Below are 26690 nucleotides of genomic sequence, written 5' to 3' on the forward strand. Positions count from 1 at the left end.
CCCGCACGCCGATGCGACCGCGGCACGACAGCACGAAAGCCGAAATCCCCATAGGTCAACACCTGCGGCCCGCGGCTTCCTGCTTTGGAGAATATCGTTCGCCTGCCGGCATCCGATATCCTTCACAAAGTCGGTCATAGCGAGTATGCTTCGGCATTCCCGATAGCGGACGTTCGGGCTGTCGATTATAGTGTTGGTCCGATGAGATACATTTTCATAACTGCTGTGACGGTGTTGTGCGGATTTGCATTGCCGGGCGACGCCATCACGCCGGGGATTGGTGACCAAAAGGTCGGTCCCGCCGGGCTTCCGTTCGACAATTCCACAGGCTTCCTCAACGGTTATTCCCTTCGTATTCCCCGCAATGGTGATTTCCTGTGGAACGGTGCACCTATCGGGCAGGCGGTGCTCAAGACCTATCTCCGCCAATGGGCTGCTCTGCCTCAAAACGCAGGCCGCCTCTTCGTAGCGTTTGAACCGGGAACACCGCAGCCTCGCGTGCGATGGGTCCGCAAGCAGGTCGTCGACAGCGGCCTTTGTGAGCAGCGCCGTTGTGCGGAGGTGGGCTGGGATGTGAAGAGGCCGGTTGTGAACTGACGGCTTTGGCCGTCTCGCTCCTAAAAAGCGGACGGGCGCGGAAAGCCCATTAGCGGACATGCCGTTATAAAAGCGTCTGACCTCTTGGTGCAACCTTTGATTAGTCCACGACTGCTGAGTCATTTGGCGAAGCGCCGGGGTTACGGCTTCTCGATCCTCATCAGGCAGACAAGGAATCCAAGTGATGGCAAGCTGTGCCCAATGCTTGGATAGGCTTAATCCTGCGCAAATCACGCCGACAAAGGGGAAGGGAGTCAGCGAAACTTCCTCTATGAGAGATCGGACCTGCGGGTAAGGCCGTTCCAGTAAAGCCGCCGCCCGCCAGCATTGGTCTATTGAAAGGCGATAGCTATTCCCTCCGCCGACAACTGCCCACCCGTCCCCATCTGGTCGGATAATAAGATCGTTCCCGAAGCCAACCTGCTGAGGGTTAAACGATGTGTTCGATCCCGTTGCCAAGTCCTATGCTGGCTTCGATTGCTTAGCCCGTCAATGATCGCTTCCCACCCAAAATCGGACATTCGCAAGATCATGGGCCTTATCGCTTTAAAACAATGCAGCCCCGCCGCATAATGAATCGATGGCTAGATACAGTTCTGATTATAATCGGCTGAATGGCGATGAACCTCGATATTGCCTCATAGGGCCACGGGTGCTGATCGCAGAACGTGACTACCAGTTTAGCCTCTATGCGGTCGATGTCACAGTTTCGAACGGGATGCGCGGGCGGCACGTCCTCGCGGTCCCTGTCGCGATCAGTGCGGTTTCCTTCACTGTGGGGGTGATGTTGACTGAACAGGATTCCCGAAAGGCAGATGCCGGCGATATCGAGGCCATCGCGTCTCTTGCCAACGCAGTGCAGGGCGGGTTCCGGCGGTTCCGAACGTTCCCGGCAAACGAGTTGGGCCGGTTTGTCCTTTAGCGCCCACCTCCGGTCATTCTTAGCGGAATGAGGTTCATGAATAGAGGACAGATCGGAGAGAGAAAGGCCCCAGTGCCCCGGAATGACGGACATAGGGGCGCGGCTGGCCAGATGCTTTTTCGACCTGATCAATCTTTAGCCTCGTAGAACATTGGATTGCGCATCCAGTCGTTGACAGCCGACTCCCGCCAACCGGCACAGCGAACGGCGATCCGGATTTGTTTGGGAAAGGTGCCAGCCTGCACCTTTCGATACAGTGTAGCCCGGCTGAGGCCGGTACGATCGAGTACGGTGTTAAGGCGCAGAATGCGGTCGGGGGTGTCGGTCGTCATGGCATGATCTTGGTTCGGGTGTGATCGAATGGTTCGCTGCGATCAGGATTGAGATGCGTCGGCGCGGGGACAAGAGGGGCGGGGTCGAGATGCACCGCGCTGCCCCAGAGAGCGCCCAACAGGCCCCATAAAGTCATAGAAGATAGCGGGTCAGCCGTCCCGCGCTGGCGCGCGGCCGAACTCTATGGCGCTGCGCGCCACCGAGTCGCCTTCGGCGTCTCGGCCGCAGGGCGGTTACGATCTTTGACGGTGGATCGCTCGCTCGCGATCGATCCGTACCGGGCGTGCCGCCCGGACTGCGGTCATCGCGCCTTGGCGCGCTGGCGTTTGCGCCTCCGGCGTCGATCTGGCGGGGGAGCGTCGCTGCCCTGTAGGCCCGTCGCGGCAGGCCGCAACCTGGGCTTCGCCCAGGTCTTCCACTGCGTTCCAGCCCTTGGGACCCATCCCCATCGCTAGCGCGCTGTGGGCCCCTATGGGTGCAGCCTGCCTCTGCCGACGGGCCTGTCGGTCCGCTCCTGCCGCTCCCCCGCCATTCCGGCGCCGGGTGCGGTGTTTGAAGGAGTGAGGATCATGGAACTCAAGCATATCGACATCGCCAACCTGTCCGTCTCGCCTGCCAACATGCGGGTGAAGGGTAAGCCCGTGGACCTGGCCAACATCCTGCCATCGGTGCGGGCGCGTGGCGTGCTGGTGCCGCTGATCGTGCGGCAAAACGGATCACCGGACACCTACGAGATCGTGGCGGGCAAACGACGCTATCATGCCGCGCTGGCGCTTGCGCAGGAAACCGGCGAGGCCGAGCCGCTGCCGTGCGCGGTGATGGCGGAGGGCGACGATGCCGCCGCACTGGAAGCCTCGCTGATCGAGAACATCGCGCGGGTGGACCCCGACGAGGTGACGCGCTGGGAGAGCTTCACGCGGCTGGTGCGCGAAGGCCGAACCCCCGAGGATATCGCGCTGACCTTCGGCCTCACGGAATTGCAGGTGAAGCGGACGCTCGCGCTCGGCAATCTGCTGCCGCGCATCCGCACCCTGTATCGGAAGGGCGAGATCGATGCGGTGACGGTTCGGCACCTAACTCTTGCTTCGAAGGCACGGCAGCGGGAATGGCTGGCGTTGCTGGACGATCCCGATGCGCATTGCCCCACGGGTCATCAGGTCAAGGCATGGGCTTGCGGGGGCGCGTCGATCTCGGTGCGCGCGGCGCTGTTCGATATCGACGGCTATCCCGGCGAGATCGTGTCCGACCTGTTCGGCGAGGATCGTTATTTCGCTCACCCGCAGACGTTCTGGGCCGCGCAGAATACCGCGCTTGCCGAGCGCGTCGAGGCTTGCGTCGGGGCGGGGTGGGCCGATGTCGTCGTTTTGCCGACCGGCGAACCCTTTCACACATGGGAGCACGAGCGCACCCCCAAGCGCAAGGGCGGCAAGGTGTTCGTGGTCGTGGGGCCGCGCGGCGATGTCACCTTCCACGAAGGCTATCTGACCACCAAGGAAGCGCGAAGGCTGGCAATGGGTGCCACGGTGGCGGACAAGCCGGCCCGCCCCGAGATCAGTGCTGCGATCCAGAATTACATCGACCTGCATCGGCATGCCGCCGTGCGCTCAGCGGTGGCAGCAAACCCGTCGGTAGCGCTGCGCTTGATGGTTGCACACGCGATTGTCGGATCGTCACTGTGGCGCGTGTCGGTCGAGCCACAACGGACGGCGAACGACGCCATTGCCGAAAGCGGCGAGAATTGCGTCTCGGAAGCCGCGTTCGACGAGCGGCGGCGGGCGGTGCTGGCCTTGCTCGGGTTCGATCCCGACACCCCCACCGTTACCGGCGGCTATGAGGACGATCACGGCGTCGCTGGCCTGTTCGTCCGGTTGCTCGGGCTGACCGATACAGCGGTTCGCGATGTCCTCGCCATCGTCATGGCCGAGACGCTGGAAGTGGGCAGTGCCCTCATCGAACTGCTTGGCGTCCATCTCGGTATCGACATGCGCGCACTATGGCAGGCCGACGACGCCCTGCTCGACCTGATCCGCGATCGTGACGTGCTGGGATGTGTCCTGACCGAGGTGGCGGGCGAGGGCGTGGCAACCGCCAACGAGGCCGCGACCGGCAAGGTGAAGCGGCAGATCATCCGCGATTGCCTGACTGGTGAGAACGGGCGGGCCAAGGTCGAGAACTGGGTGCCGCGATGGATGGCCTTTCCGCCAGCCGCCTACACGACGCGCGGCGGCGTGCAGACGGTCAGTCGCACCGATGAGTTGGGCGGCCTCGTAGAAGCGGTAATGCCGCAGATCGCTACCATCGCCCGTGCGGCATGATCCGATCCCGGTGGCGCTTACGAGCGCCGCCGGTCAGCGCTTTGCAGAGGTTCCCTCGGTCGATCTCGACGCGCTAATCGAGAAGCTCGCCAGCGGTCACACCAAGAGACTTGGCGAGTTTTTCTACAATCAGAATTGTCGGGTTCCGAGCGCCGCGTTCAATGTCGCTGACATACGTTCGGTGAATATTCGCCTCATAGGCAAACGCTTCTTGGCTCAGACCGCGAGCCTCCCGCAGCCTGCGCAGATTTGAACCAAGGCGTCTCCGTATATCCACCGCATGTTAAAGGCACCGGTGTCGCCGATCGATCTACAGACGATGAGAGACATTTTAGTTGACTGGCGCCAGTCATAGGCAGACCATTGTCACTTATTGTCGACAGCGCTTGAGGTTTCGTCCCTCCCGCCCGCGCTGCTCGACAATGAGTGTGCAGGATTGATGGAGCACCGATGTCCGGACAGGACGGAAATCGCTGGCCAAACGCCGACCGTCCCAGCGCGGTGTCGGTCGATGATCTGTACCGGGACCACGGCGACTGGCTTCGGCGGTTGGTAGCCGCGCGCCTGCGTATGCAACCCGCCGATGTCGATGACATCGTCCAGGACACCTGGCTGCGGGCCGCACGACCGGCGACCACCGAAATCAGCCACCCGCGAGCCTTCCTGTTTCAGACGGCGCTCAACCTGTTCCGCGACCGCAAGCGGCGCGAAGCGGTTCGCCAGCAGCATCGAGAGGGCGTCGCCGCCGACCAAGGTCGCAGTGACAGGCATGGTATGTCCGAGCAGGAGGCGGTGCTCGAACTGGAGCGGATCGTGCTCGATTTGCCCGAAAAGATCCGCGACGTCTTCGTGCTGAGCCGTTTTCGGCATATGAGCAATGCCGAGATCGCGACGACGCTCGGCATCTCGATCAAGACCGTGGAGTGGCGGATGGGTAAGGCGCTGGCATTGTGCACGAGCAGATTGCGCGACTGAGCGCCGGCACATGCCCATGAACGACAATGATGCGAGCGGCGGCGATGCTTTGACGCAAGCTGCGCACTGGTACGCGCGGTTGCAGACGCTGCCGGTGTCGGCCCGAACGCTCGAGCAGTTCTTCGAGTGGCGAAAGGGCGAGGGGAATCGCGAAGCCTTCGATGCCGTCGATCGCCTTTATAGGCAGACCGGAACGCTTGCCGATCGCCCGGCGATCATCGCTGCTACCGCGCAGGCGATGACGCGATCCGCCGCTCCGCCTAGCAGACGATACCCGTGGTTGGGGACGATGGCAGCGGCGATGGTTGGCGTGATTGCAGTCGGCCTGACGACCTTCGCGGTATGGCCCTCGGGCGGTGAGCAATATGCGACCAGGATCGGCGAGCAGCGCACCATCAGGCTCGCCGATGGATCGAAGGTAGTGCTCGATACCGACACCGCGCTGACGGTGACCTTCGCCAAGGATGCGCGCCGCATTTCACTCGCCAAGGGCCAAGCCTATTTCACGGTCGCGCATGATACCGCGCGACCCTTCACCGTGGATGTCGGCGGCACGCGCGTGTTGGCAACGGGAACGCAGTTCGATGTTCATCGCAGCGGCGACCGGATCGACGTCACATTGGTCGAGGGCAGGGTGCGGGTCAGTTCGGCGGAGCGGCCTGTGGCGCAGTTGCAAGCCGGGCAGCGGGTGATCGTTGACGGCTCCCGCACAAGTCCGGTTCAGGCGATCGACACGACGCCGACGATTGCGTGGACGCAAGGCCGGATCGTGCTCGACGGCATGACGCTCGAACACGCGATCACCGAGGTCAATCACTACGTGAATACGCCGGTTCGGCTCGATGCGCCCGGCTTCGCAGACGCGCGCATCAGCGGCTCTGTCGAAACCGGCGACATTGGCAGTTTCACGATGGCGGTCACCGCACTGCTGCCGCTCAAGGCGCAGACCAACAGCGACGGATCAGTCACGCTACGCCCGTGAATAGTGCCGATCGTACAGGTGTCGGAAAGCGGCTCGCACCGCCCAACGAATGCCGGGCAGTGCGAGCACACCATCAGGCGTTTTCAGCAGCCTTGCGGCGCGTGCGCTTGGCTGGGGTAGGGGCGGGTGCAGACTCCGCGCTCGCTTCGCTGGCGGCGGGCGCTTCGTTGGGCGTTGCTCCGCCGCCGCGACCCTTGCGGCCAAGGCCGATCCGTTGCGCCATTTCCCGGCGGGCGAGCGAATAGTTCTCCGAGACCATCGGGTAATCGGGGCGCAGATTGTAGCGTTCGCGGTACTGCACGTCGGTCAGGCCATGCGTCGAAAGATGGCGGCGCAGCGTCTTGTACGGCTTGCCGTCGATCATCGAGATGATGTGGTCCTTCGAGGCAAGCGACTTGCGCACCGAGATCGCTGGCGTGAATTCTTCCGTCGGGGCAACTTCACCGCCCGATGCGTCCACTGCCGATGATCCCGAACCGAGTTCGACAATCGTAGTGTGCATCGTGCGCAGGAAAGCCGGCACATCGTCAGCCGAGACGCGATTGTTCTGATTGCCGAGCCACGCGATCGTCAGTTCGGTCGCGAGTTCGACGGGGTTGAGATTTTCTTCTTCCATATCAATAAGTCCATATGTGTTGCCGCGATATTTCGCTGCGACCGAGGGGATATCCAGTATCGGACGACGCCGCTGTGACGAAGAATCGCGATAAACGCAAATCGTCGTTGCTAGAATCATCTTCGAACGCGCGCTTGCCGCGACGTCGCCATAGCGTAAGCAACGATGCTTTGTCTTCCACGCGCAATTTCGCGGTGGCTTCGACGAGAATGCCGAAGATCACGGAACGATCGTCGTCGGTGAGATCGATCAGTCCGGACTTGGCGACGAGTCCGCCCAGCTCGATCAACTGGCGTGTGCGCTCGCGGCGCTTCACTTGCCAGTCGCGCGTATCATGCCGTGCGCGGCTGGCGATCAAGCGGTAACGCATCGCTATCAGCCGCCGAAGCTGATGCAGGGTTCGGCGCAGTCGTTCGGCGTTTGTTGCTGCTGGCTTTGCGCTGAAACATCGCCGCGCCAGCTTTCCGCCACGCCTCCTGTACTGACGCGCTGCTGCTGGAAACCGAGAGCAATGCACCCGCCAGAACATCGACCGGCACCGTATCGGCGCGACACGCGATCACCAACTCGCCGAGCTGGCTGATCTTGCGCTGTTTGAGCGCTCTCGCCTTCTGGTCGAGAGACTCGAGTTCGGCGTCATAGTCACGCGGTTTTCGCATCGGGATAGTCCTTGTTGTGGTGCAAGGATGATCCAGTTATCGTCTGTGTCGATCAGCGTAAATGTCTTGATATGTTCTGGGACAACGCCGTCCCGAGATAGATGAAATCTTTCGAGGGCGCGCTTATACATCGTGCCGACGTGCGCTTTCGGGTGTAAGTGGAGTGCCGTCATGGCGATCTACCACTTCTCGGCGAAGATGATCTCGCGAGCCAACGGCTCGAGTGCGTTGGCATCTGCAGCGTACCGCTCGGCATCGCGGCTGCATGATCAGCGGCTTGATCGGCACCACGACTTCTCGAACAAGGCCGGCGTCGTGCACTCGGAGGTGATGCTGCCCGAGCATGCGCCGGAGGAACTGGCGGACCGCGAAAAGCTGTGGAACGCGGTCGAGGCGGCCGAGGTCAGGAAGGACGCGCAACTCGCCCGCGAGATCGAGTTCGCGATCCCGCGCGAGCTGTCGCAAGAACAGGGCATTGAACTGGCCCGCGACTTTGTCCGGCAAGAGTTTGTCAGTCGCGGCATGATCGCCGATCTCAACGTGCATTGGGATATCGGCGTGGACGGCAATCCCAAGCCGCACGCGCATGTGATGCTGACCACGCGCGAGGTCGGCGAAGACGGATTTGGTAAGAAGAATCGCGACTGGAACCGCACCGACCTGCTCGAAAAATGGCGCGAGCGTTGGGCCGAACACGTCAACACGCGATTGGCAGAGTTGGACATCGACGCGCGGATCGATCACCGCTCGCTGGAAGCGCAGGGCATCGATCTCGAACCCCAGCACAAGATCGGGCCGGCCGCCTCGCGGATGGCGGCACAGGGATTGGCGTCCGAGCGGCTCGCCGAACATGCCGAGGTCGCGCGCAGCAATGGCGAGAAGCTGCTCGCGAACCCTGGTCTGGCGCTCGGCGCGATCACCTATGGACAGGCAACCTTTACCACGCGCGACCTCGCGATGTTAGTCCACCGCAATAGCGACGGCAAGGATCAGTTCGACCAGGTGATGGCGGCGGTGAAGGCCGCGCCCGAACTGGTCGCACTGGGCAACGATGGGCGCGGCGAGCAGCGCTTCACCAGCCGCGCCATGATCGAGACCGAGCAGCGACTTGCCCGTGCCACCGAAGCGATGGTTGCGCGGGATGGTCATGCCGTTCCCGAGCATCAGCGCGACGCCGCGCTGGCGCGCGCGCAAGCGCGCGGCATGATGCTGTCGCCCGAGCAGCGCTCGGCGTTCGATCATGTCACAGACGATCGCGATCTCGGTGTCGTCGTCGGCTATGCCGGCACCGGCAAGTCGGCGATGCTCGGCGTCGCGCGCGAGGTGTGGGAAGGGGCGGGGTACAGTGTCCACGGCATGGCGCTCTCCGGTATCGCTGCGGAAAATCTCGAGAACGGATCGGGCATCGCCTCGCGCACGATCGCGAGCTTCGAGCATCAATGGGCGCGTGGCGAAGACCTGCTCACCGCGCGCGATGTTCTGGTGGTAGATGAAGCCGGCATGATCGGTACGCGCCAGTTGGAGCGCGTCGTCTCCGAAGCGCACAAACGCGGCGCGAAAGTGGTGCTGGTTGGCGATCCCGAACAGTTACAGGCGATCGAGGCGGGCGCCGCGTTCCGCAGCACCGCCGAGCGTCACGGCGCGATCGAGATCACCCAGATCCGCCGCCAGCGTGAGGACTGGCAGCGCGATGCCACGCGGCAACTTGCCACCGGCCGCACGGCGCAGGCCATCGCCTCGTATGCGGAGAGCGGCCATATCCACGCGGTCGAAACGCGCGAGCAGGCTAGGGGAGATCTCATCGATCGCTGGGAGCGCGATCGCGCGGCGGCGCCCGAGGCGACGCGGATCATCCTCACCCACACCAATGACGAGGTGCACGCGCTCAATCTCGCCGCGCGCGGGCGGCTACAGGCGCGCGGCAAACTCGGCGAGGATGTCGCCATCCGCACCGAGCGCGGCGAGCGTGCGTTCGCCAGCGGCGACCGGGTGATGTTCCTCAAGAACGAGCGCGGCCTCGGTGTGAAGAACGGCACGCTCGGCACCGTCCAGTTCGTCACCCAGTCGCGCATGGCGGTGCTGCTCGACAGCGGACGCTCGGTCGACTTCGATCTCAAGGATTATGCCCATGTCGATCACGGCTACGCCGCCACCGTCCACAAATCGCAGGGTGTGACCGTCGATCGCGTCCATGTGCTCGCCACGCCCGGCCTTGATCGCCACGCCGCCTATGTCGCGCTGTCGCGGCACCGCGACCGCGTCGATCTCCATTACGACCGCGACGACTTCGCCGATCAGGGCAAGCTGGTGCGTGCGCTGTCGCGCGACCGCGGCAAGGACATGGCGTCGGATTACCAGCAATCGTCCGAACCGGCGCGAACAGTGCCGGCCCCGGCCCGCAGCATCTTCGACGGGCTCAATTTGCGGCCTGCCGCACCGTCGCCAACACGCGGGATGTTCGACGGATTGACGCTCGGAGCAGCGCCGTTGACCCCTTCTGCCGAACCGGCAGGTCTGGGTATCATGGTGCAGCGGTTCGCTCGCGCGACTGCCGACATCATGCGGATGCGCAAGGACGGCTACACGGAATTGCCGCACCAGCGCGTCACCTATGACAAGGCGCGCGCGGCGCTGGATACCGCGCGCCCCGACGCCGCGCGGGATCTCCGCTCAGCGTTCGTGCGCGAGCCCAACCTGATCGACGATGCTGCCCAAGGGCGCACCACCGCCGTCATTCGTGCGATGGCGCTTGAGGCGGAACTGCGTGTCAGCCCCGAGCGCCGCGCCGACCGCTTCGTAGACGACTGGCAGAAGCTCGCTCGGCAACACCGGGCGTTCCGCAATGCTGGCGACGACGCCGGCGTGCGGGCGGTCGGGCAGCAGATGAGCACGCTCGGCAAGAGCATGGAGCGCGACGCCCAGGCCGAGTCGCTGATCCGAAAGCGGCTCCCGGAGCTCGAAATCCACGTCGGTGGCGGCGCATCTTTGTCTCACGATATCCAGGAGTGGCTCGGCCTCTCGCGTGGTCGTGGGCTTGGGCGATAGATATCCGGTCATGGACCAGCACATCACTCCTAGCGCCGATATCAGCTCCGCCGCCCACGCTTTCGAAAGTTTGCGGGCCGAAATCAGTCTGCTGCGCCGGGCGACCGAGCGGCTCACGGACGAACGCAGCGCACAGCCCGATTACGCGCCCAGCCTGGAGGCGATCGCCAAGCGTCTTGAGGATGTCTGTGTCTGGGCGCGGCGCGTCTCGGAGCGACCCGCGTTGAAACTCACGCCCGAAAGCATCGGTCGCGATATCGATGCGGCGGCCGTCCACGCGCGTCGTCATGATCAGGAGCTGCTCCATCACGCGGCAACGCGCATGGATGCCGCCACTGGCCGCATTGATGGGATGGTCGCCCGTTCTCGGACCGTGGTCGAGCAGAATCGTGAGTCGCTCTGGAATAGGATCGCCTTTGCGATTGCCGGCATGGCCTTGTGGGCCATTCTGCCGGGGGCAGTTGCTCGGTCGCTGCCCGTTAGTTGGGCCGTGCCGGAGCGTATCGCGGCACGCATGTTGGGCACCGACATGTGGCATGCCGGCGAGGACATGATGGCGAAAGCGGATCGGGAGCGTCGGGCGCGAATCGTGGCACACCAGAGAGAGCGCGAAACGGCCTCGCCTTCTCTCAAGTAGGGAAGCAGAATCGCGCCCACCCATCGCTGTTCACTGACGACGCCGCTGATCCTGGAGGTTGCCTTACGATCATACTTTCGCGACCCGGCGAACGCCGTGACCTGGGACGAAGACCTCATCCCGGCACGTCCCGCTAAACGACAGCTATCGCCAGATCCGGCCGCTACAACGCTTGTGCGCAGCGCGCCGCCGGTCAGCTTCGCTACCGTTGCGCTACACCACCGCCCGGGACACGACCCGGTCGTTGGGGAGAAAGTGGCTGGACACGAATCCGATGGTCGGAAATTCCCGACAGCGACGTGATCGGCATGATCGAAGCGGCTTGGACTGCTGTTGCTCCGTATTCGATCAAAGACCGAGGAGGCGACCGATCCGCTATGTGACGCGTTCTCGTCTGATACCGGCTGAAAGCAGCCTGATCGAAATTTCATCAGACCCGGCCATTCCTAATTCACCATCGATTCCGAGAACGCCCCCGCCATCTCGCCCTCCGTTCCTAATCGGGAAAGCTGGCTTTGGTAGCCAATCGCCGAGTGCGATGCCCTCGAACTAACTTGGCCCGTTCGCGGCGAGCTTGAGGTTAAGATGGGATCAACTTCCCGGCGCTAAACAGCATAGCCGACGAGGAGATACAAATGGTGGAGAGGCTACCGTTTTTGGCGATTGGCCGACTGTCTGCCCGTGCGGCCTTCCTAAGCGCATTATTGACAGCTCAGGTTGGATACAGCCAAACCCCCAGCCGTGGGTATGAGCCTCCCAACTAACACGATGGCAAAACGCTTTACGAAAAAAGTGAGGACCACTTTGGTCGATTTAGTGTGGTGCGTTATGTCGAGGACTGTCGCAATCGTCTATCGAGAATAATTTTCGAGCGACAATGTACCGATCGTCTCAAAACTCCTGATGACGTCGATTTAAAAGAGCATAGAACATCAATACTAGCTAAATTCCATAACTATCCCGCCCGAGCTGGCCGATTGACCCCAGCAACGCCGCCTGTCCGATCAACACGTCGCTGCGACTGCGCGCCAGTGCAAGCTGGGCCGCACGCAGGCTTTCATCTGCAATCAGGATGTCGACCGTTGTCCGCAAGGAGAAGGCATATTCCGCCCGAACACCTTTGAGCGCCAGTTCGGCCGCTTCGACCCGGCGAGCGTTGGCGTTGACGCGGGCCTGTGCCGCCGCCAGGTTCGCCCATGCCGTCTCCGCCAACCGAGCCGCATCGCGCTGGGCAGCGTCGATCGTGAAGCGGTCGGCGCGATAGGTCGCCTCGGCCTGACGTACGCGGGAGGAGATGAGGCCGCCGGTGAGCAGCGGCACGCGCAGGGTCACACCGCCGACTGCGGCATTGGCATAGCCCGATCGACCTTCGCCGGCCGCCAAGCCATAGGTGCCACCCAGCCCGACATAGGGATTACGCTCGGCGCGCTGCTGATCGATGCGCGCTGCATCCGCGCCGGCTGCCAACTTCTGCTGGCGGACAATCGGATTGCTCTCGATGGCGCGGCTACGCGCCGAGTCGATCGACGCCGGTAGTGTTACCGGCGCGGTCGGATTGGGATCGAGCGTGCCGGGACTGTGGCCTACCGTCGCGCGGTAGGTGGCGGCGATAGCTGCAGCCGAACCCTCTGCATCCGCCAGAGTCGAGACGGCGGACTCACGCTGCGCCTCAAGTTGCGCGACGTCGGTGCGGGTCGCCAGACCGAGCCCGAAGCGGGACCTCGCCTCGGCGACCTGATTGTCGAGCAGTTCGATATCGGCGTGCGTGACGGCCACCGCCTGTTGCGCGTAGAGTAGATCGGCATAAGCGCCGACCACCGTTTCCAGCACAGCCGCCTGGGTATCGCGAACGCCTTCGGCGCCTGCCGCCACATCGCCAGACGCAGCCCGCACGGCGGACGACACGCGCCCGCCGGTCCAAACGGGCAAGCTCGCGGTCACGCTGCCGCTGCCGCCTTTGCCATAATCGAAGCGGCTGTAGCCGCCCGCCCCATCCGCTTCGGCGGTCAATCGACCTGCGCCGCGCGCCTGTTCCGGCGACTCCGCCAACGCTTCTTGCCGCGCCTGCGCGGCTGCGAGTTGGGGGTTGGTGCTATACGCCGCAACGACGGCGTCCCGCAGCGTTTCAGCCGAAGCCGCGCCGGAGAGGCACAGTGCCGCGATCGCGGCGATCGTTTTCCTAGTCATGGCGCAATGCCCAGGCGGGAGCGGCGCGGCTGGCGCGGAGGGACTGGCCGAGCACGGTCAGCACTGCGATGACGACGGCGAGAAGGCTCGCCCCGAGAAAGAAGAGCGGTGAGAGCGCAATACGGTCGTCGAACCCGGCCAACCAGGTGCGCATGGCAAAGAAGGCCAAAGGCCAGGCAACGAGCTTGGCGATCAGAACCGGGCGCAGGAACTGTCCGACGAGCAGCTTCACGATATCGCTGGAGGATGCCCCCAGCGTCTTCCTGATGCCGATCTCGCGCACCCGTCTTGACGTGTTGAACGAGGCGAGACCCCATAGCCCGACACAGCCGATGAGGACAGCGAGTCCGGCGCCCATGCCGAACAGGCGGGTGGCGCGGTCGTCGGCTTGGTAGAACGCGTCGAGACGCTTCTCCGCAGTCGCACCGTCGAACGGTACTTGTGGCACAAGACGCTGCCATACGCCGCGCACCGCCGCGAGCATGGCTCGCGGATCGCCCGAGAAGCGGACGGACGCGACCGCGGTGTCCGCCGCCTCCGCATCATGGTAGTAAATATAATAATAGGGCCCGACGGGCTCACGCGGCGAGAAGAAGCGCATGTCATCGATGACGCCGATGACCGTGCGCGGCCGGTCGCCGCCGACCGTCTTGCCGATCGCATCCTGTGCCGAGCGGAAGTGTAATGTTTCTATGGCGTGACGATTTATGATGATTGCCTGCGCCTGCCCCTTGGCGCTTACCCGTGAGTCGTCAGTTGCGTGTGAGTCATCGAACAGCCGACCGGCGACGAGCCGTGCACCATAGGTCTGGAAGAAGCCCGGACCCGTGATGACCCAGCGAAGGTTGGGACCAGGACCTGGCACGCCTGGAAGCGGGACGTTGTTCCCGTTGTCCTCTCCGCTGCCGCCTACCGCGCTGTTGCCGAGCGAGACACTCGTAACGCCCGGCAAGGCACGCAACGCAGCGGCAACGCTTCGCCGCTGCGCCGCGGGTATCGTATTGTCGCGCAACGACCTGACCACCAGCAAGCCGTCCCGCTTGAAGCCAAGGTCGGTGTGGCGGACGTGCCGCGTCTGGGCGACAAGCACTGCAGTCCCGATCATGAAGGCAATGGCGAGAGCAAACTGGAATACCACCAGCGCCTCCCGCGTCCGGGTGCCGGCACGACCACCGCCAGGCGCGCGTGCCGAGGCCAGGACAGATGCGGCAGGAAACCGCGCCAGCAGTACCGCCGGATAGAGCCCCGCCATGATGCCGACGAGCAGGACCAATGCGGCCAAAGCTGGCACCGCAACCCCATAAGGAATGACAAGCGACAGGCCTCCGGCGGCATTCACTAACGGCAAACCCAGTTCGGCGAGGATCAGCCCGACCAATGCCGCCACAGCGACGGTAAGCACCGCTTCACCGATGAACTGGCGGACAAGCGTTCCACGATCGGCGCCCAGCACCTTCCGCATCGCGACTTCCCGCGCCCTGAGCCCGGCGCGCGCCGTGGCGAGGTTCACGTAGTTGACGATTGCGATGAGCAGCGTGAGCAGGCCGACAACGCCGAGCGTCGCCACCGTCATCTTGCGGCTGGCGCTCTGCGAGCCCTCCGGTTCAAGATGCAGGCGATCGAGCGGCAGCAAGGCAATCTGCTGTGTACCCCAAGCATTCTCGCCAATGTCCTTCAGCCCACGCCGATCAACGAAGGCGTGAAGCTTGCCCTGAAATGCGCGGGCCGCGTCGGGCGTATTGAAGCGAAGGAAGGTCTGGAGTGAACTGCTGCCCCAACGATACCAGTTGTCCGAAGGCGGTCTGCGCGGCAATACCGTCAGGATCGCCAGCTTGAAGTCGCTGTTCTTCGGCAGGTCGCGGAATACACCAGAAACGCGGTAGCTGGATGGAGCATCGAACGCGAGTGTCATTGTCTGGCCGATCGGGTCGGTCTGCCCGAAGTACTTGCGCGCGGCGCTTTCACTTAACAGGATGCTGGCGGGCTCGCGGAGCGCGGTCGCACCATCACCTTTGACCATCGGCAGGTTGAAAACAGAAAAGAACGCGGGATCGACCTGCGCCATGTCTTCGCTTGTGGCGATGCCGCCGCGGATGACGCTGCCGCTTCCTTCTCCACCGCGTATGCGCGTGCCGACCGTGCCTGGAAAGTCCTCCTGCATCTGCTCGAGGAGACCGCCCATCGTATAGGGATAGGCACCGTCGCCGGCGCTCCCCGGCAGGTTCCACACCGTCTGGACGGCATAGACCTTGTCGTGGTCGGGCAACCATCGCTCGAAGCTGGTCTCGAAGCGGACATAGAGGCCCAGGACCAGAAAGACGGCGATGCCGACCGCCAAACCGCCGATGTTGAGTACGGCATAGAGCTTGTGGCGGGTGAGCGAGCGATAGAGGCTAAGAAGCGCGAAGCGATTCATCGATACCGGTCCTTCAGATCGCGCGCATGGCAGAGGCGACGATACGGCCATCGAGCATGTCGATGCGGCGCTTCGCCATGTCGGCATGGCTGGGCGAGTGCGTGACCATGACGATGGTCGCGCCTTCGTCGTTGAGCGCGCTCAGGATATTCATCACCTGCTCGCCGTTTGCGGTATCTAGGTTGCCGGTCGGCTCGTCGGCGAGGACGAGCTTCGGGTCGCCGACGATGGCGCGCGCGATGGCGGCGCGCTGCTGCTGGCCGCCGGAGAGCTGGTGGGGATAGTGACGGGCGCGGTGGGCGATGCTCACCTTGTCCATCGCTGCCGCGACACGGGCGCGGCGGTCACCGGCCTCCTTGCGGTACGCGAGGCCCAGCGCAACGTTCTCTTCGATCGTCAGCTCGTCGATCAGGTTGAAGCTCTGGAACACGAAGCCGAGCGTCGCGCCGCGAAACTTCGCCAGCTCCTTCTCGTCCAGCGCGGCGAGATCGCGGTCGCCGAACAGGTAGCGCCCGCCTGTGGGCCGATCGACGGTGCCGAGCGTGTTGAGCAGCGTCGATTTGCCGCAGCCCGACGGTCCCATGATGGCGACGAACTCGCCGGCTTCGACGTGAAGATCGATGTCGTAAAGCGCAGTGGTCTCGACCTCATCGGAGACGTAACGGCGCTGGATGTTCTCGAGACGGATCACGGAATTGCCCTTTCGGCCTAGCGGATGTTGAGGATGTCGTCCTTGATGGACGCGGTGCTGCTGCTGACGATTCGATCACCGGACTGAAGGCCGGACAGAATTTCGACCTGTTCGGGGTTGCGCCGCCCGGTCTTCAAGGCTCGGCGCCGGGCATGGCGGCCATCGGCGTCGAGGACGAAAGCGGACGATCCGCCGCCTGCATCGAGCCAACCGCCAGTCGGTGCGACGAGCGCGGGCGCGGTGCTGCCGAGCGTGATGCGGATGTCGAGCGTTTGGCCCCGGTTGAGCCCGGCCGGCGCTGCGGCATCGAACGTCAGCTCGACGCGGAAGCGCCCGTCCTTGATGCTCGGCAGGACTTTGGAAACGGTGACGCGGACGGCGCCGGCGCGCGCCTTTTGGCCAGCGCGAACGCGGCCGAGGTAAAATTCGTCCACGTCGGCCTCCAGTTTCCACGATCCCTCGCTGTCGATCTGACCGGCCGGGTCGCCGGGCTTGAGCGTCTGGCCAGGCTGAATGACGAAATTGGTCAATCTGCCGGCGACGGGCGCCCGGATCACCAAAGCGTCCAGGCCGGCGCGTACCGCAGCGAGATTGCTGGTCAATCGCCCGCGCGTGTCCTCCAGACGCTGCCCCTGCGTCGCGGTGATGCGGGCTTCCGCAGCACTGCCCGTGCGGAGCTGCGTCAGCCGCTTTTCCTGATAATCGGCTTCGGCGGCATAGCTCTTGATCCCCTCGTCGGAGAGGAAGCCCTGATCGTGGAGTTGCTGACGGATCGAGAGATCGCGCCGGGCTTTGATGAGATCGTAGTTCGCCTGCGCGATCTGCCCGGCACGATCGAGCCGGTTGCGCTCAATGCCGAGATTCTCGCCCGCCACGCTGCCGAGCTGGCTCGCGATCTGCGCCTCGCGCGTCAGCACGTCGAGCTTGAGCGAGGGATTGGCGAGTGTCGCGAGCGGCTGTCCGTCCGCCACCATCGTTCCGTCCTGCACCAACAGCTTGTCGACCTGGCCGCCCGACAATACCCCCACCAGCGTCGTAACGCGCGGCGCGACGGTGGCGCGGACCGGGAGGTAATCGGCGAAGGGCGCGCGTTGGACCGTATCGGTCTCGATATCGGCCGCGGCGACATCGGTCGATCCGCTCGCCGGCAGGAAGTGCCAGACCGCGGCGACAAGCGCCAGCGCTATGGCGATCAATGCCGCGCGCCGCCGCCACCAAGGGGTGGCGCGTCGTTCTACCCGGCGATCCATTGCGGCTCCGGGCAAAGCGGTTGCTTGTGTCGGCTGATCGGTCATCATGTGGTCAGTGTCGCCGATCATGGCGAGAAAGCCTAAGCTACTATGAAAGAACGACTCTTTAACAACGAGACGAATAGTGACCGTCCATTTGCGGACGCACCGTCCAGGAATGGACGGTCGGACGACGCGTCAAGCAACACAACGATTCTGCTGATCGACGATAATCCGGCGATCGCGCGTGCGATCGACATCGCGCTGCGTATGGCAGGCTATCGGCTCGACACGGCAAGCGGACCTGAAGAGGCATATTCGCGGCTCGCGCAGCGGCGTTATGCCGCGATCCTGCTCGACATGAACTTCAGCACCGGGTCGGCCAATGGGGAGGAAGGCCTGGCTTGCCTGCGCCGCATTGTTGCTGACGATGCCAGCGCCTGCTTGGTCGTCATCACCGCGCACAGCGGTATCCGCATCGCTGTCGCCGCCATGCAGGCAGGTGCGCGCGACTTCGTGATGAAGCCGTGGCGCAACGCCGACCTGATCGCCAAGCTGGAGGATGCCATGGCGCGCGGTCGGTCGGGCGTGTCCGCAGCGGCTGGCGCGCCAACCGTCGAGGCGCCTGCCGTGCTGATCGGAGAAAGCGCCGCGATGCACGACCTGCGCGCGCTGATCCGTCGCGTCGGACCGATCCCTGCCAGCGTCGCCGTAACGGGCCCGGCGGGTAGCGGGCGCGCCTTGGTCGCGCGGTCCATCCATGCGGCTTCGCCGGATGCGGCCGATCCCGTCACACGCTTCGACCTGCGCCGCGACGATCGCTGGGAGCAGCTAGCAGCAGCGTCTGGCACATTCGTTTTGCACTATGCCGACCGGCTCGACCAAGTCGCGCAGGAAATGCTGCTCGACCACTTACCGCCATCGGTTCGCTGTATTTCCATCGTACACACGATCGAACCACTGATCCCGGCGCTGCGGCGCCGTCTGGCAACGATCGAGGTCGCCGTGGCGCCGCTCGCCGCCCGTGAAGGCGACGCGGTGCTGCTGGCACGCCACTTCGTCCGCATTGCGGCCAACCGATTCGGCAAGCCGGGAACGTACCTGACGCAGGCCGCCGAAGGCGTCGTGCGGACCACCTCGTGGGCCGACGAGGTTCGTGGTCTCGCGTTGGCTGTCGAGCGGGCAGTCATTCTTGCCGACGATGGCGTGATCGACACCGCGTTGCTGAGCCCGTCTTCATCCGTGGCAGCGGCGGTCGTCGCCGCCGAGGCGAGCTTCGATCTCACCGATGCGGAACGTGCGATGATCGAGGCGGCGCTGCGGGAACATCGGCACAACGTCACCCATGCCGCCGCGGCGCTGGGCCTGAGCCGCGGCGCGCTCTACCGGCGCATGGCGCGCTATGGTCTTTAGGCCCGGTTGGCGCGCGGTCGCTTGTGCGGCCGGTCTGGTCGGATGCGGCATGGCTGTCGATGCCGCTTGGCGCCAAGGTCTGTGGGGGTCGCTCGCCGGCGCAGAGCTGGCGGCGATCTGGCTCACCGCGCTAATATGGTGGCTGGCAGTGCGGCAGCGTCCGACACCGGCGGGCGAGCACGGAGCGGCGCGCGACATATCGACCGATCGTCTAGTGCTGGACGCCGCTCCCACGCCAATGGTCATGATCGACGGTGGCCACGCTCGCGCCCTCAACCGCGCCGCGCGGCGCTTGTTCGGGACGGACGATCGCATCCTGCCCGTGCCGCGTGCGCTGATCGGCCATGACACCAGCCACCTCCGTCACGAGGGCCGGCAGTGGCGCATCAATCGCGTGGCGTTGGGCGGGGCGGTAAAGGAGCGCTCGGTCGTAGCGCTGATCGATGTCGAACAGGAGGAGCGCGTTGGGGAGGCGCGGGCGACAGCCGAGATGATCCATGTCCTTGGGCACGAACTGCTGAACGGCCTCGCTCCGATCGTGTCGTTGGCGGAAAGCGGCGAAGCGGCCCTCGGCCGCCGCGACCTAGATCCGAGATTGCTGCGCGAAATCCTGGGCACTCTCGCGCGGCGTGCCGAAGGATTGCAGCGGTTCACCGAAGCCTATCGCGAACTTGCTCGGCTACCCGCGCCGCGGCTTGCCGCCGTGCCCCTCTCCCGAATGGCCAAAGATCTTTCACGTCTGTTCGCGGGGCGGTGGCCGGGGGTCACGCTGATCGTTCAGGTCGAGGACGGCCCAGACTGGCCGCTGGATCGCGACCAGCTACACCAGGCTCTATGGGCGATCCTGCAGAATGCCGCCGAGGCCGCGACAACTGAATGCGGTCAAGGTGCCCGCGTGACCCTGACGATCCGCTACACGGAAGCGCACATGCTTGTAGATGTGGAAGACAACGGCGCCGGCGTCGCACCCGACGATGCGGCTCGTATCTTCCGGCCGTTCCATACGACCAAGCCGGAAGGGACCGGCATCGGATTGAGCCTGGCCCGCCAAATCGCGCTTGCTCATGGTGGATCGCTGATTCTGTTGCCTGTCCCGCCAACCACTTTTCGGCTCGCCATGCCACGTTGCAATGGGGAGATGGTCTGAGTCCACTACAGTGCCCGAAGCGGCGTTCCCGGTTGCCGCCCAGCCAGTTTGCGTGAGGCGATGGCAGGTTGAAGCAAAATCGGCTGTTCATACCGGTGCGAGTGAAGGGCATGATTTGGTCGACTCCCGCCGGCGACTTCGCGGCATGAAAGACCCACAGCACGAAGCGGCTGCGCGGCATTGGCGTTGGCGGTGAGGTAGCGCACCCGCGCGGAGGTTGGCCGTGCGGGGGCAGCGGCAGACGATGGAGCTCCTTCAACGAGAGGAAATTCACGATGCCGATTGTACCGATCGAACGACCTGTCACTCCGCTGCGTCAGCGCATGCTCGACGACATGGCGATGCGCACGATGAGGCTGCGCACCCAGCATGACTATGTCCGCGCGTTCGCGGCGTTCCTCGGGCGCTCGCCGGACACCGCGAGCGCCGAGGAGGTGCGCCGCTTTCAACTCCAAGAGCGCGAGCATGGTGTCAGCGAGTCCACGATCAACGGCTCGGTGTCGGCGCTGCGCTTCCTGTTCGACGTGACGCTCGAGCGGCCGGATCTCTCACGCCGCCTGGTACTGGCGCATCGTGCCAGGAAGCTGCCCGACGTTCTGAGCGTCGAAGAGGTGCCCAAGCTGCTCGAAGCGGCACCGGGCATAAAGTACCGTGCTGCGTTGGGTGTCGCTTATGGTGCCGGTCTGCTCGTATCGGAGGTCGCGCATCTCAAGGCCGATGATATCGACAGCAAACGCATGCTGATCCGCATCGAGGAGGGCACCCATCTTGGTGATGCGCCCAAGCCTCTCTTTCCCGCCACTCGAATGCTGCCGCGGCGTAAGGCCCACCAGGCGGCGAACTCTCGCCTTCAGGCACTCAGATCGATGGCCTAGCCGGAAGGAGCTGCTGACCCAGAGTTCAGCCTTTGCAATGCGTGTTAATTTTATCACGCCGCGCTAAGAAATCGAGTTTGTGCTCCGCAACATCTTGTTACAAAGATCTGATTAAGCGACCAATAATTTATCGTGAAGACCGCCAATCTGAAACAGATGGCGGGACGACAAAAGGGGTATATTATGAAGCAGTCCACGGCCCTTACGAAGCTCAACCTGTCCGTCGCGGTCTCAGCGCTCGTTCTGATTGGCGCCGGCATGCCGGTGGCAGCGGCCGCACAGACCGCTGGCTCCACCGCCGATCAGAGGTGTGCCGATGGTTCTGCGGCCACCACCGACGCGCCTTGCCCGACGACGCCGCTCCCGGCGAGCGCGACGCCCAACCCCAAAACGGATGCCGATGAAGTCGTCGTCACCGGCTCGCGTATTCGCGGCCCGTTCACGACCGATTCCCCGGTCACCTTCATCACCAAGGCGGAGACGAGCCTCGCCGGCTCGCGCAACATCGCCGAAGTCTTGCAGGATTCGGGCGTCACCTCAGGCACCGCGCAGATCAACAACACTTTCCTCGGCTACGTGTCCGAAGGTGGTGCGGGCGCCAACACCGTCGGCCTGCTCGGCCTTGGTTCGCAGCGCACCTTGGTGTTGCTCAACGGTCGCCGCCTGGCACCATCGGGTGTCGGTCCGCAGTTGATCTCGGCCGATCTCAACGTACTCCCCAACGCCGTGCTCGATCATATCGAAGTGCTCAAGAACGGCGCGTCGTCGGTCTATGGTTCGGACGCCGTCGGCGGCGTCATTAACATCATCACGGACAGCAAGCTCAACGGCATCACGCTCGACGCATTTGGCAACGTGCCGCTGGATAGCCACGGCGCGGGCAGCAACTATCGCCTGTCGGTGACTGCAGGCAAGACGTTCGAGCGCGGACACATTCTGGGATCGTTCGAATATCGCGAGCAGACCGCGATCAAGATCGGCGATCGCTCGGATATGAGCTGCCCGACCGACTTGCTCTATAGCCCGACGACGGGCGCCCAGATCGGCCAGCTTACGCCTGACGGTTCGCGTCTGCGCTGCTTCCCGTTCGCGAACGGTGCGGTCGGTACGGCACAGAACTACGTGCTCGGCATCAACTATCTCGATCCTAATGGCGCGGCGGTGAACCGCTACACCTTTGCGAACGGCAACATCAACGCGCCGATCAATGTCAACAATTTCGACATTCGACCGGAAGCAAGTCCGCGGCAGCTCGACGAAGATTTCTACTCACCGATCCGCACCTACACCGGTTATGCGAACGCGTCTTATGAACTTGGCATTTTGGGTGACGCCGAAATTTACGGTGAAGGCTTGTTTACGCACCGGGAGTCGAGCCAGGCAACGATGAGCCAGATCAGCACCAACACGGAAACACTCGGGTTCGAAATCTATGGAGGCGCGCTTGCCGGCTATGGGTATCCCAGCGAAAGTCCATTCTTCCCGAATTCGCTTGCCAGTGCTGCGGGCGGCAACAACAATGCTTTGCGCGTCTTTATCGTGCCACCGGTCCTGCGCAATTCGCAAAAAGTGAACTTCTACCGCGCCAACATCGGCCTGCGCGGCAACACCGGCATCGGCGATATCCGTTACGATGCCAATTATCAATACAGCCGCACAGACGCGACCAGCACGGTTCAGGGGATCGACACGCGCCGCATCCGCGCGTCACTGCTTCCGGTGGCGGCACCTACCGGTACTCCAGGTCAATATGTCACCACTGCGATGGCAGGCGAAGCCGGCGCGGGCGGCAATTACACGTGTTCGAGTAACGTGACGAACGGCACGTACAATGGTGGCAATTGCGTTGCCGCCGACTTCTTCAATCCCGCGACACTCGCAGGCAACGTGCCATCTAGTCTGTTCAACTGGCTATACACGAACCAGGTCGAACGGACCACATACGAGGAGCAGATCGCGCAGCTCGTATTCGACGGCTCGCTATTCCGCCTGCCCGCCGGGCCGGTGGCGTTCGCGGTCGGTGGAGAATGGCGCAGCGACTCGATCAACGACGTACCGTCGGAGGCATCGCAATCCGGCAATCTGTACAACTACACGTCGAGCGGCATCACCAAGGGCACTGCCGACGTGTACGAGGCGTTCGGCGAAATCAAGATTCCGGTGCTGAAAGATCTGCCGTTCGCACATCGGCTCGATCTTAGCGGCTCGGTACGCTACACGCACAGTCAGAATTACGGTTCGAGCACGACCTATCACGCCAGCGGCAATTGGGCACCTTCGACATTCCTGACGATTCGCGGCAATTACGGCACGTCGTTCCGCGCGCCGAACCTGTATGAACAGTTCGTTGCCGATCAGTCGGGCTTCTCGACGTCCGCCGACCCGTGCCGTGATTATACGACGACGTATGCGCCGACCAGTAACCGCTACAAGAATTGCCAGGCCGATCTGACTGCGGCAATCGGCGCTACTAAAGCGCAGACCTTCATTCCGAGTGGCTCTCCCGAGGTGTTCACCGGCGGCGGCGGTAAAAACCTTAGGGCGGAGAAATCGACCTCGTGGGGCGGCGGCTTCGTTATCCAGCCGAAGTTCGCCAAGATCCAGTTCACGGCCGATTATTTCAACACGACCGTTGACGGCGAGATCGCACAGCTTGGTGATACCATCACTACGCGGTGCTTTGACTCGGCTGATTTCCGTAACGGCAACCAATATTGCGCGCTCGTCGGGGCTCGCGATACCTCGCTTGGAAATCTGACCACGCTCCAGAACGTGTATCTTAACGTAGCGCAGCAGAAAGTTTCGGGTGTCGATATGAACCTACGCTACCAGCTCGATGTTGGCACCTTCAGCAACGTTCTCAACATCACCGCTACCCGCCTGATCCATCAACTCTATCAACCTTTCGTCGAAGAAGAGGCGACGGATTACAACGGGACGCTGGGCGCGCAGGGGCTACCCGGTGGTCCCAAGTGGACCGGCAGCGCACGCCTGCAAATCCGGCACAACAACATCACGATGTATTATGGTGCCAATTATGTTGGGCCGATGAAGAACGACGAAGTCATTACCCCGGCTGTCGTAAACGGCGTTACGGCGATTTCAAAGCTCGCGACGACCAAATACGTCACGCAGGATCTGTCGTTTCAGTTCGACATTCAAAAACTGGGTGAGGTGACGATCGGCGCGAAGAATCTGTTCGATCGTAAGCCCGAGATGATCAGCTCGACTGACGGGCTGCCGCGCGTTTCCAATTACTTCAATTACAGCGGCTATGATTTCCTCGGTCGTTCGTTGTTTATCGAAGTTACGCGTAGGTTCTGAACCTACCAGGCTCTCGCAAGCTAACTTCGAGAACGGGCGGGGCATATGCTCCGCCCGTTTTAATTTCCGCATGGTTTGCTAGAGAGTCCGCGCACGGTGCGAGCACGCCGTCTGGATAGTGGAGTTGTAAGCGTGGCGGAAACGCAGGCCGGTCAAAGCATCGAATTCCGTCGCGCCGTCCACACCACGCTTTCCATGTGTGAGGCGCACCCCGCCGAAGCCTTGAAAAACGCGCGCATGATCGTGCGGCGGTGGCCGGATACGCCTGCGGCTTTCCGGCTCCTCGGCTTCTTGCTCCGCAAGGCGAAACGCGATCAAGAGGCCGATCAGATCGATCTCGAGACGATACGGCTTTCGGGTGAATCCCCTGCGATGATGGCTGTCCAAGAGGCACTTGCCACCCGGCAACTCGAACAGGCAGAGGTGCTCGTCCGCCAACATCTGCGCGCCGATCCCGAGGATGCGCTCGCGGCAAAAGTGCTCGCCGATATCGCCGTACAATGCGGTGCGATCCCGGAGGGTGAAACCTTCTACAAGCGCGCGCTTTTGCTGGCGCCTGGCTATCACGAGGCCCGGCTTGCGCTGGCGCTGTTGCTCAGCCGCGCGGGGCGCGAAAACGAAGCGCTCGCCGCCGCCGATGCGGTGCTGACGCGCGATCCCGAGCATTTCAAGGCGCTGTCGTTGAAAGCCGGGCTGCTCAGCCACGGTCGACGGCTCGAAGAGGCCGACCGACTTTTTCGCAAGCTCGTCGCGGCGCATCCGCGCAATTCGGTGGCGTGGATCAACTACGCCTATCTCCTGAAGACGCTCAACCGCACCGGCGAGAGTATCGCCGCATATCGCAAGGCGATCTCGTTCGACCGGGCAAATGGCCTTGCCTGGTTCGGCCTCGCCAACCTCAAGACGGCACGCTTCGACGATGCGGATATCGGCGCGATGCAGGATGCGGTGACGAAGTCCGAGGGCAATGACGAACAGCAGCTGCATTTGCACTTCGCATTGGGCAAAGCTCTCGACGATCATCGGGATTATCACGCCGCGTTCGATCACTATCGCATCGCCAACGCGCTGCGCCGCGCGCGGTCACCCTATGATGCCGATGCTGTTTCGACCGAGGTACACGCGATCCAGCGTGTCTATACGCCGGCGCTGATCGCCGCACGTGCGGACGTCGGCGCGCCGGATGCAGACCCGATCTTCATCGTCAGCCTGCCGCGGTCGGGATCGACGCTGATCGAGCAGATCCTCGCCAGCCATCCGCTGATCGAAGGGACCGAGGAACTCTACGAGATCGAAGCGATCGCCCGTAGCTTCGCCAAGAGCAGCGCACCGACTGCCTATCTCGACGAAGTGGCGACGCTTTCTCCGGCGACGTTGCGCGACCTTGGCAAGCGCTACATCGAAAACACGCGCAAGCACCGTTCGACGACGCGGCCGTTCTTCACTGACAAGATGCCAAACAACTGGCGGTTCATCGGGCTGATCCAACTCATCCTGCCGAACGCGAAAATCATCGATGTCCGCCGGCATCCGCTCGGCTGCGGCTTCGCAAACTTCACCCAACATTTCAATTGGGGAATCGATTTCTCTTACGATCTGGCCGACATCGGCCGTTTCTACAGCGACTATGCGCGGCACATGGCGCATTTCGACCAAGTTACGCCGGGGCGAGTTCATCGCATCATTTACGAAAATCTGGTCGATGATCTCGAACATGAAGTGCGACGGCTGCTGAACTATCTCGGGCTGCAGTTCGATCCGGCCTGTCTCGCGTTTCACGAGAACACGCGCCCGGTGCATACGCCGAGCGCAGAACAGGTCCGCCAACCCATCTACCGGGCGGGCGTCGAACGGTGGCAACACTACGACGATTACCTTGGGCCGCTCAAAGCAGCGCTTGGGCCAGTGCTGGATATTTATCCAGAAGTGCCTGATGGCCGGTAGCCGCAGGCAATCAAACGACCACCCACGAAGAGTACGAGCATATACTCGAAGCCACGCAGTTCCGGCTCGATGCGAACCCGAACGCCATACGGGTCGGGCGGCAGACGGCCGAGCACCCCTTCGGCACCCTAAAAGGACGAATGGGCCACGCACTTCTTCACGAAGACCAAGCCGCGCGTCTCCACCGAGATGGCGCCCACGTTCTCGCCTATAGTCTGACTCGCGTGCTCAACATTGTCGCAGCCCGGAAAATGCTGACTGAACCGCACCGGGATCGCCGGAGGCGATTTGGTTTAAGTTACGCGGCCATCGGGATGTCGTCCAGCATGGCATAGTATCGTTGCTCGGCTTCTGCGGGAGGGATGTTGCCGATCGGCTCCAGT

Annotated in this window: 21 protein-coding genes and 2 pseudogenes; 12 read left to right on the top strand and 11 right to left on the bottom strand. The window is 63.1% G+C overall.

Annotated elements, in window-relative coordinates:
• The first annotated feature begins 201 nt into the window (after nucleotides 1-201).
• Both EWE75_RS20650 and EWE75_RS20655 read left to right on the top strand, forming a co-directional pair.
• Nucleotides 202-597 (top strand): hypothetical protein, encoded by a 396-nt coding sequence (locus tag EWE75_RS20650; RefSeq protein ID WP_130159987.1) that lies wholly within the window; start codon nucleotides 202-204, stop codon nucleotides 595-597.
• A gap of 652 nt (nucleotides 598-1249) precedes the next feature.
• Nucleotides 1250-1519, top strand: coding sequence for a hypothetical protein (locus tag EWE75_RS20655; RefSeq protein WP_206364832.1), 270 nt, complete (start codon nucleotides 1250-1252; stop codon nucleotides 1517-1519).
• A gap of 128 nt (nucleotides 1520-1647) precedes the next feature.
• Here EWE75_RS20655 and EWE75_RS20660 read toward each other — a convergent pair whose 3' ends face one another.
• Nucleotides 1648-1851 (bottom strand): helix-turn-helix transcriptional regulator, encoded by a 204-nt coding sequence (locus EWE75_RS20660; RefSeq protein ID WP_130159988.1) that lies wholly within the window; start codon nucleotides 1849-1851, stop codon nucleotides 1648-1650.
• 570 nt (nucleotides 1852-2421) lie between these two features.
• On the opposite strand from EWE75_RS20660, the gene EWE75_RS20665 reads away from it, so the two are divergent.
• Nucleotides 2422-4167 carry a ParB/RepB/Spo0J family partition protein gene (locus tag EWE75_RS20665; protein ID WP_130159989.1) on the top strand — a complete coding sequence of 582 codons (1746 nt, stop codon included), beginning with the start codon at nucleotides 2422-2424 and terminating at the stop codon, nucleotides 4165-4167.
• A gap of 73 nt (nucleotides 4168-4240) precedes the next feature.
• Here the strand turns inward: EWE75_RS20665 and EWE75_RS20670 are convergent, their stop codons facing one another.
• On the bottom strand, nucleotides 4241-4444 hold the full coding sequence (locus EWE75_RS20670) for a helix-turn-helix domain-containing protein (RefSeq protein ID WP_130159990.1): 204 nt from the start codon (nucleotides 4442-4444) through the stop codon (nucleotides 4241-4243).
• 173 nt (nucleotides 4445-4617) lie between these two features.
• Between EWE75_RS20670 and EWE75_RS20675 the strand changes: the two genes are divergently transcribed.
• Nucleotides 4618-5142, top strand: coding sequence for an RNA polymerase sigma factor (locus EWE75_RS20675; protein WP_130159991.1), 525 nt, complete (start codon nucleotides 4618-4620; stop codon nucleotides 5140-5142).
• A 16-nt stretch (nucleotides 5143-5158) separates the two neighbouring features.
• A complete protein-coding gene (locus tag EWE75_RS20680) occupies nucleotides 5159-6124 on the top strand; it encodes a FecR family protein (RefSeq protein ID WP_165388466.1) in 966 nt (321 codons plus the stop codon).
• A 73-nt stretch (nucleotides 6125-6197) separates the two neighbouring features.
• On the opposite strand, the gene EWE75_RS20685 is transcribed toward EWE75_RS20680, so the two are convergent.
• From EWE75_RS20685 to EWE75_RS20695, 3 genes are read right to left on the bottom strand one after another with little or no spacing between them, the layout of a single operon-like run.
• On the bottom strand, nucleotides 6198-6740 hold the full coding sequence (locus EWE75_RS20685; RefSeq protein WP_130159993.1) for a Ros/MucR family transcriptional regulator: 543 nt from the start codon (nucleotides 6738-6740) through the stop codon (nucleotides 6198-6200).
• Nucleotide 6741: 1 nt separating this feature from the next.
• Nucleotides 6742-7110, bottom strand: a complete 369-nt coding sequence (locus tag EWE75_RS20690; protein ID WP_165388467.1) for a conjugal transfer protein TraD — start codon at nucleotides 7108-7110, stop codon at nucleotides 6742-6744.
• Nucleotides 7073-7399: a conjugal transfer protein TraD gene (locus EWE75_RS20695; protein ID WP_130159994.1), complete on the bottom strand. Its 327-nt coding sequence runs from the start codon at nucleotides 7397-7399 to the stop codon at nucleotides 7073-7075. Before EWE75_RS20695 ends, EWE75_RS20690 begins: the two co-directional genes overlap by 38 nt.
• Nucleotides 7400-7570: 171 nt before the next feature.
• Here EWE75_RS20695 and traA point away from each other — a divergent pair, with 171 nt between their 5' ends.
• Both traA and EWE75_RS20705 read left to right on the top strand, forming a co-directional pair.
• Nucleotides 7571-10444: a Ti-type conjugative transfer relaxase TraA gene (gene traA, locus EWE75_RS20700; RefSeq protein WP_130159995.1), complete on the top strand. Its 2874-nt coding sequence runs from the start codon at nucleotides 7571-7573 to the stop codon at nucleotides 10442-10444.
• Nucleotides 10445-10454: 10 nt separating this feature from the next.
• Entirely contained in the window at nucleotides 10455-11081 is a 627-nt protein-coding gene (locus tag EWE75_RS20705; protein ID WP_130159996.1) for a DUF6118 family protein, read from the top strand.
• Nucleotides 11082-12023: 942 nt separating this feature from the next.
• Here the strand turns inward: EWE75_RS20705 and EWE75_RS20710 are convergent.
• Genes EWE75_RS20710 through EWE75_RS20725 form a run of 4 tightly spaced genes read right to left on the bottom strand, consistent with a single transcriptional unit; the run spans nucleotide 12024 to nucleotide 17625 of the window.
• Nucleotides 12024-13268: a TolC family outer membrane protein gene (locus EWE75_RS20710; RefSeq protein WP_130159997.1), complete on the bottom strand. Its 1245-nt coding sequence runs from the start codon at nucleotides 13266-13268 to the stop codon at nucleotides 12024-12026.
• Nucleotides 13261-15684, bottom strand: a complete 2424-nt coding sequence (locus tag EWE75_RS20715; protein ID WP_130159998.1) for an ABC transporter permease — start codon at nucleotides 15682-15684, stop codon at nucleotides 13261-13263. Before EWE75_RS20715 ends, EWE75_RS20710 begins: the two co-directional genes overlap by 8 nt.
• A 13-nt stretch (nucleotides 15685-15697) precedes the next feature.
• Nucleotides 15698-16375, bottom strand: a complete 678-nt coding sequence (locus EWE75_RS20720; protein ID WP_130159999.1) for an ABC transporter ATP-binding protein — start codon at nucleotides 16373-16375, stop codon at nucleotides 15698-15700.
• Between the two features lie 17 nt (nucleotides 16376-16392).
• On the bottom strand, nucleotides 16393-17625 hold the full coding sequence (locus EWE75_RS20725) for an efflux RND transporter periplasmic adaptor subunit (protein ID WP_130160000.1): 1233 nt from the start codon (nucleotides 17623-17625) through the stop codon (nucleotides 16393-16395).
• 90 nt (nucleotides 17626-17715) lie between these two features.
• Between EWE75_RS20725 and EWE75_RS20730 the strand changes: the two genes are divergently transcribed.
• From EWE75_RS20730 to EWE75_RS26175, 3 genes and pseudogenes are all read left to right on the top strand, one after another.
• Nucleotides 17716-19017 (top strand): sigma-54-dependent transcriptional regulator, encoded by a 1302-nt coding sequence (locus EWE75_RS20730; RefSeq protein WP_130160001.1) that lies wholly within the window; start codon nucleotides 17716-17718, stop codon nucleotides 19015-19017.
• 49 nt (nucleotides 19018-19066) lie between these two features.
• Nucleotides 19067-20164 carry a sensor histidine kinase gene (locus EWE75_RS20735; RefSeq protein ID WP_231708485.1) on the top strand — a complete coding sequence of 366 codons (1098 nt, stop codon included), beginning with the start codon at nucleotides 19067-19069 and terminating at the stop codon, nucleotides 20162-20164.
• Nucleotides 20165-20487: 323 nt separating this feature from the next.
• Nucleotides 20488-20694, top strand: a pseudogene (locus EWE75_RS26175) (phage integrase N-terminal SAM-like domain-containing protein); the annotation flags it as partial.
• Between the two features lie 231 nt (nucleotides 20695-20925).
• Here EWE75_RS26175 and EWE75_RS26320 read toward each other — a convergent pair.
• Nucleotides 20926-21011, bottom strand: a pseudogene (locus EWE75_RS26320) (transposase); the annotation flags it as partial.
• Nucleotides 21012-21222: 211 nt separating this feature from the next.
• Between EWE75_RS26320 and EWE75_RS20750 the strand changes: the two are divergent.
• Nucleotides 21223-24363, top strand: a complete 3141-nt coding sequence (locus tag EWE75_RS20750) for a TonB-dependent receptor plug domain-containing protein (RefSeq protein ID WP_165388468.1) — start codon at nucleotides 21223-21225, stop codon at nucleotides 24361-24363.
• 78 nt (nucleotides 24364-24441) lie between these two features.
• Here EWE75_RS20750 and EWE75_RS25165 read toward each other — a convergent pair whose 3' ends face one another.
• The gene (locus EWE75_RS25165; RefSeq protein ID WP_165388469.1) at nucleotides 24442-24750 is read right to left on the bottom strand and encodes a hypothetical protein; all 309 of its coding nucleotides are present in this window, start codon (nucleotides 24748-24750) and stop codon (nucleotides 24442-24444) included.
• On the opposite strand from EWE75_RS25165, the gene EWE75_RS20755 reads away from it, so the two are divergent.
• A complete protein-coding gene (locus EWE75_RS20755) occupies nucleotides 24736-26307 on the top strand; it encodes a tetratricopeptide repeat-containing sulfotransferase family protein (protein WP_165388470.1) in 1572 nt (523 codons plus the stop codon). The genes EWE75_RS25165 and EWE75_RS20755 overlap by 15 nt on opposite strands.
• Nucleotides 26308-26690 lie beyond the last annotated feature (383 nt).

It is taken from the genome of Sphingomonas populi (assembly GCF_004208535.1).
In the GTDB taxonomy this organism is placed as follows: Bacteria; Pseudomonadota; Alphaproteobacteria; order Sphingomonadales; family Sphingomonadaceae; genus Sphingomonas; species Sphingomonas populi.

What these genes read in the sequence shown, in the direction of transcription:
- EWE75_RS20680 (WP_165388466.1), top strand. Translation starts at nt 5,159, where the DNA reads ATGAACGACAATGATGCGAGCGGCGGCGATGCTTTGACGCAAGCTGCG.
- EWE75_RS20705 (WP_130159996.1), top strand. Translation starts at nt 10,455, where the DNA reads ATGGACCAGCACATCACTCCTAGCGCCGATATCAGCTCCGCCGCCCAC.
- EWE75_RS20690 (WP_165388467.1), bottom strand. Translation starts at nt 7,110, where the DNA reads ATGCGTTACCGCTTGATCGCCAGCCGCGCACGGCATGATACGCGCGAC.
- traA (WP_130159995.1), top strand. Translation starts at nt 7,571, where the DNA reads ATGGCGATCTACCACTTCTCGGCGAAGATGATCTCGCGAGCCAACGGC.
- EWE75_RS20735 (WP_231708485.1), top strand. Translation starts at nt 19,067, where the DNA reads ATGGCTGTCGATGCCGCTTGGCGCCAAGGTCTGTGGGGGTCGCTCGCC.
- EWE75_RS20750 (WP_165388468.1), top strand. Translation starts at nt 21,223, where the DNA reads ATGAAGCAGTCCACGGCCCTTACGAAGCTCAACCTGTCCGTCGCGGTC.
- EWE75_RS20755 (WP_165388470.1), top strand. Translation starts at nt 24,736, where the DNA reads ATGATGGCTGTCCAAGAGGCACTTGCCACCCGGCAACTCGAACAGGCA.
- EWE75_RS20650 (WP_130159987.1), top strand. Translation starts at nt 202, where the DNA reads ATGAGATACATTTTCATAACTGCTGTGACGGTGTTGTGCGGATTTGCA.
- EWE75_RS20685 (WP_130159993.1), bottom strand. Translation starts at nt 6,740, where the DNA reads ATGGAAGAAGAAAATCTCAACCCCGTCGAACTCGCGACCGAACTGACG.
- EWE75_RS20715 (WP_130159998.1), bottom strand. Translation starts at nt 15,684, where the DNA reads ATGAATCGCTTCGCGCTTCTTAGCCTCTATCGCTCGCTCACCCGCCAC.
- EWE75_RS20675 (WP_130159991.1), top strand. Translation starts at nt 4,618, where the DNA reads ATGTCCGGACAGGACGGAAATCGCTGGCCAAACGCCGACCGTCCCAGC.
- EWE75_RS20710 (WP_130159997.1), bottom strand. Translation starts at nt 13,268, where the DNA reads ATGACTAGGAAAACGATCGCCGCGATCGCGGCACTGTGCCTCTCCGGC.
- EWE75_RS20725 (WP_130160000.1), bottom strand. Translation starts at nt 17,625, where the DNA reads ATGGATCGCCGGGTAGAACGACGCGCCACCCCTTGGTGGCGGCGGCGC.
- EWE75_RS20660 (WP_130159988.1), bottom strand. Translation starts at nt 1,851, where the DNA reads ATGACGACCGACACCCCCGACCGCATTCTGCGCCTTAACACCGTACTC.
- EWE75_RS20695 (WP_130159994.1), bottom strand. Translation starts at nt 7,399, where the DNA reads ATGCGAAAACCGCGTGACTATGACGCCGAACTCGAGTCTCTCGACCAG.
- EWE75_RS20730 (WP_130160001.1), top strand. Translation starts at nt 17,716, where the DNA reads ATGAAAGAACGACTCTTTAACAACGAGACGAATAGTGACCGTCCATTT.
- EWE75_RS20665 (WP_130159989.1), top strand. Translation starts at nt 2,422, where the DNA reads ATGGAACTCAAGCATATCGACATCGCCAACCTGTCCGTCTCGCCTGCC.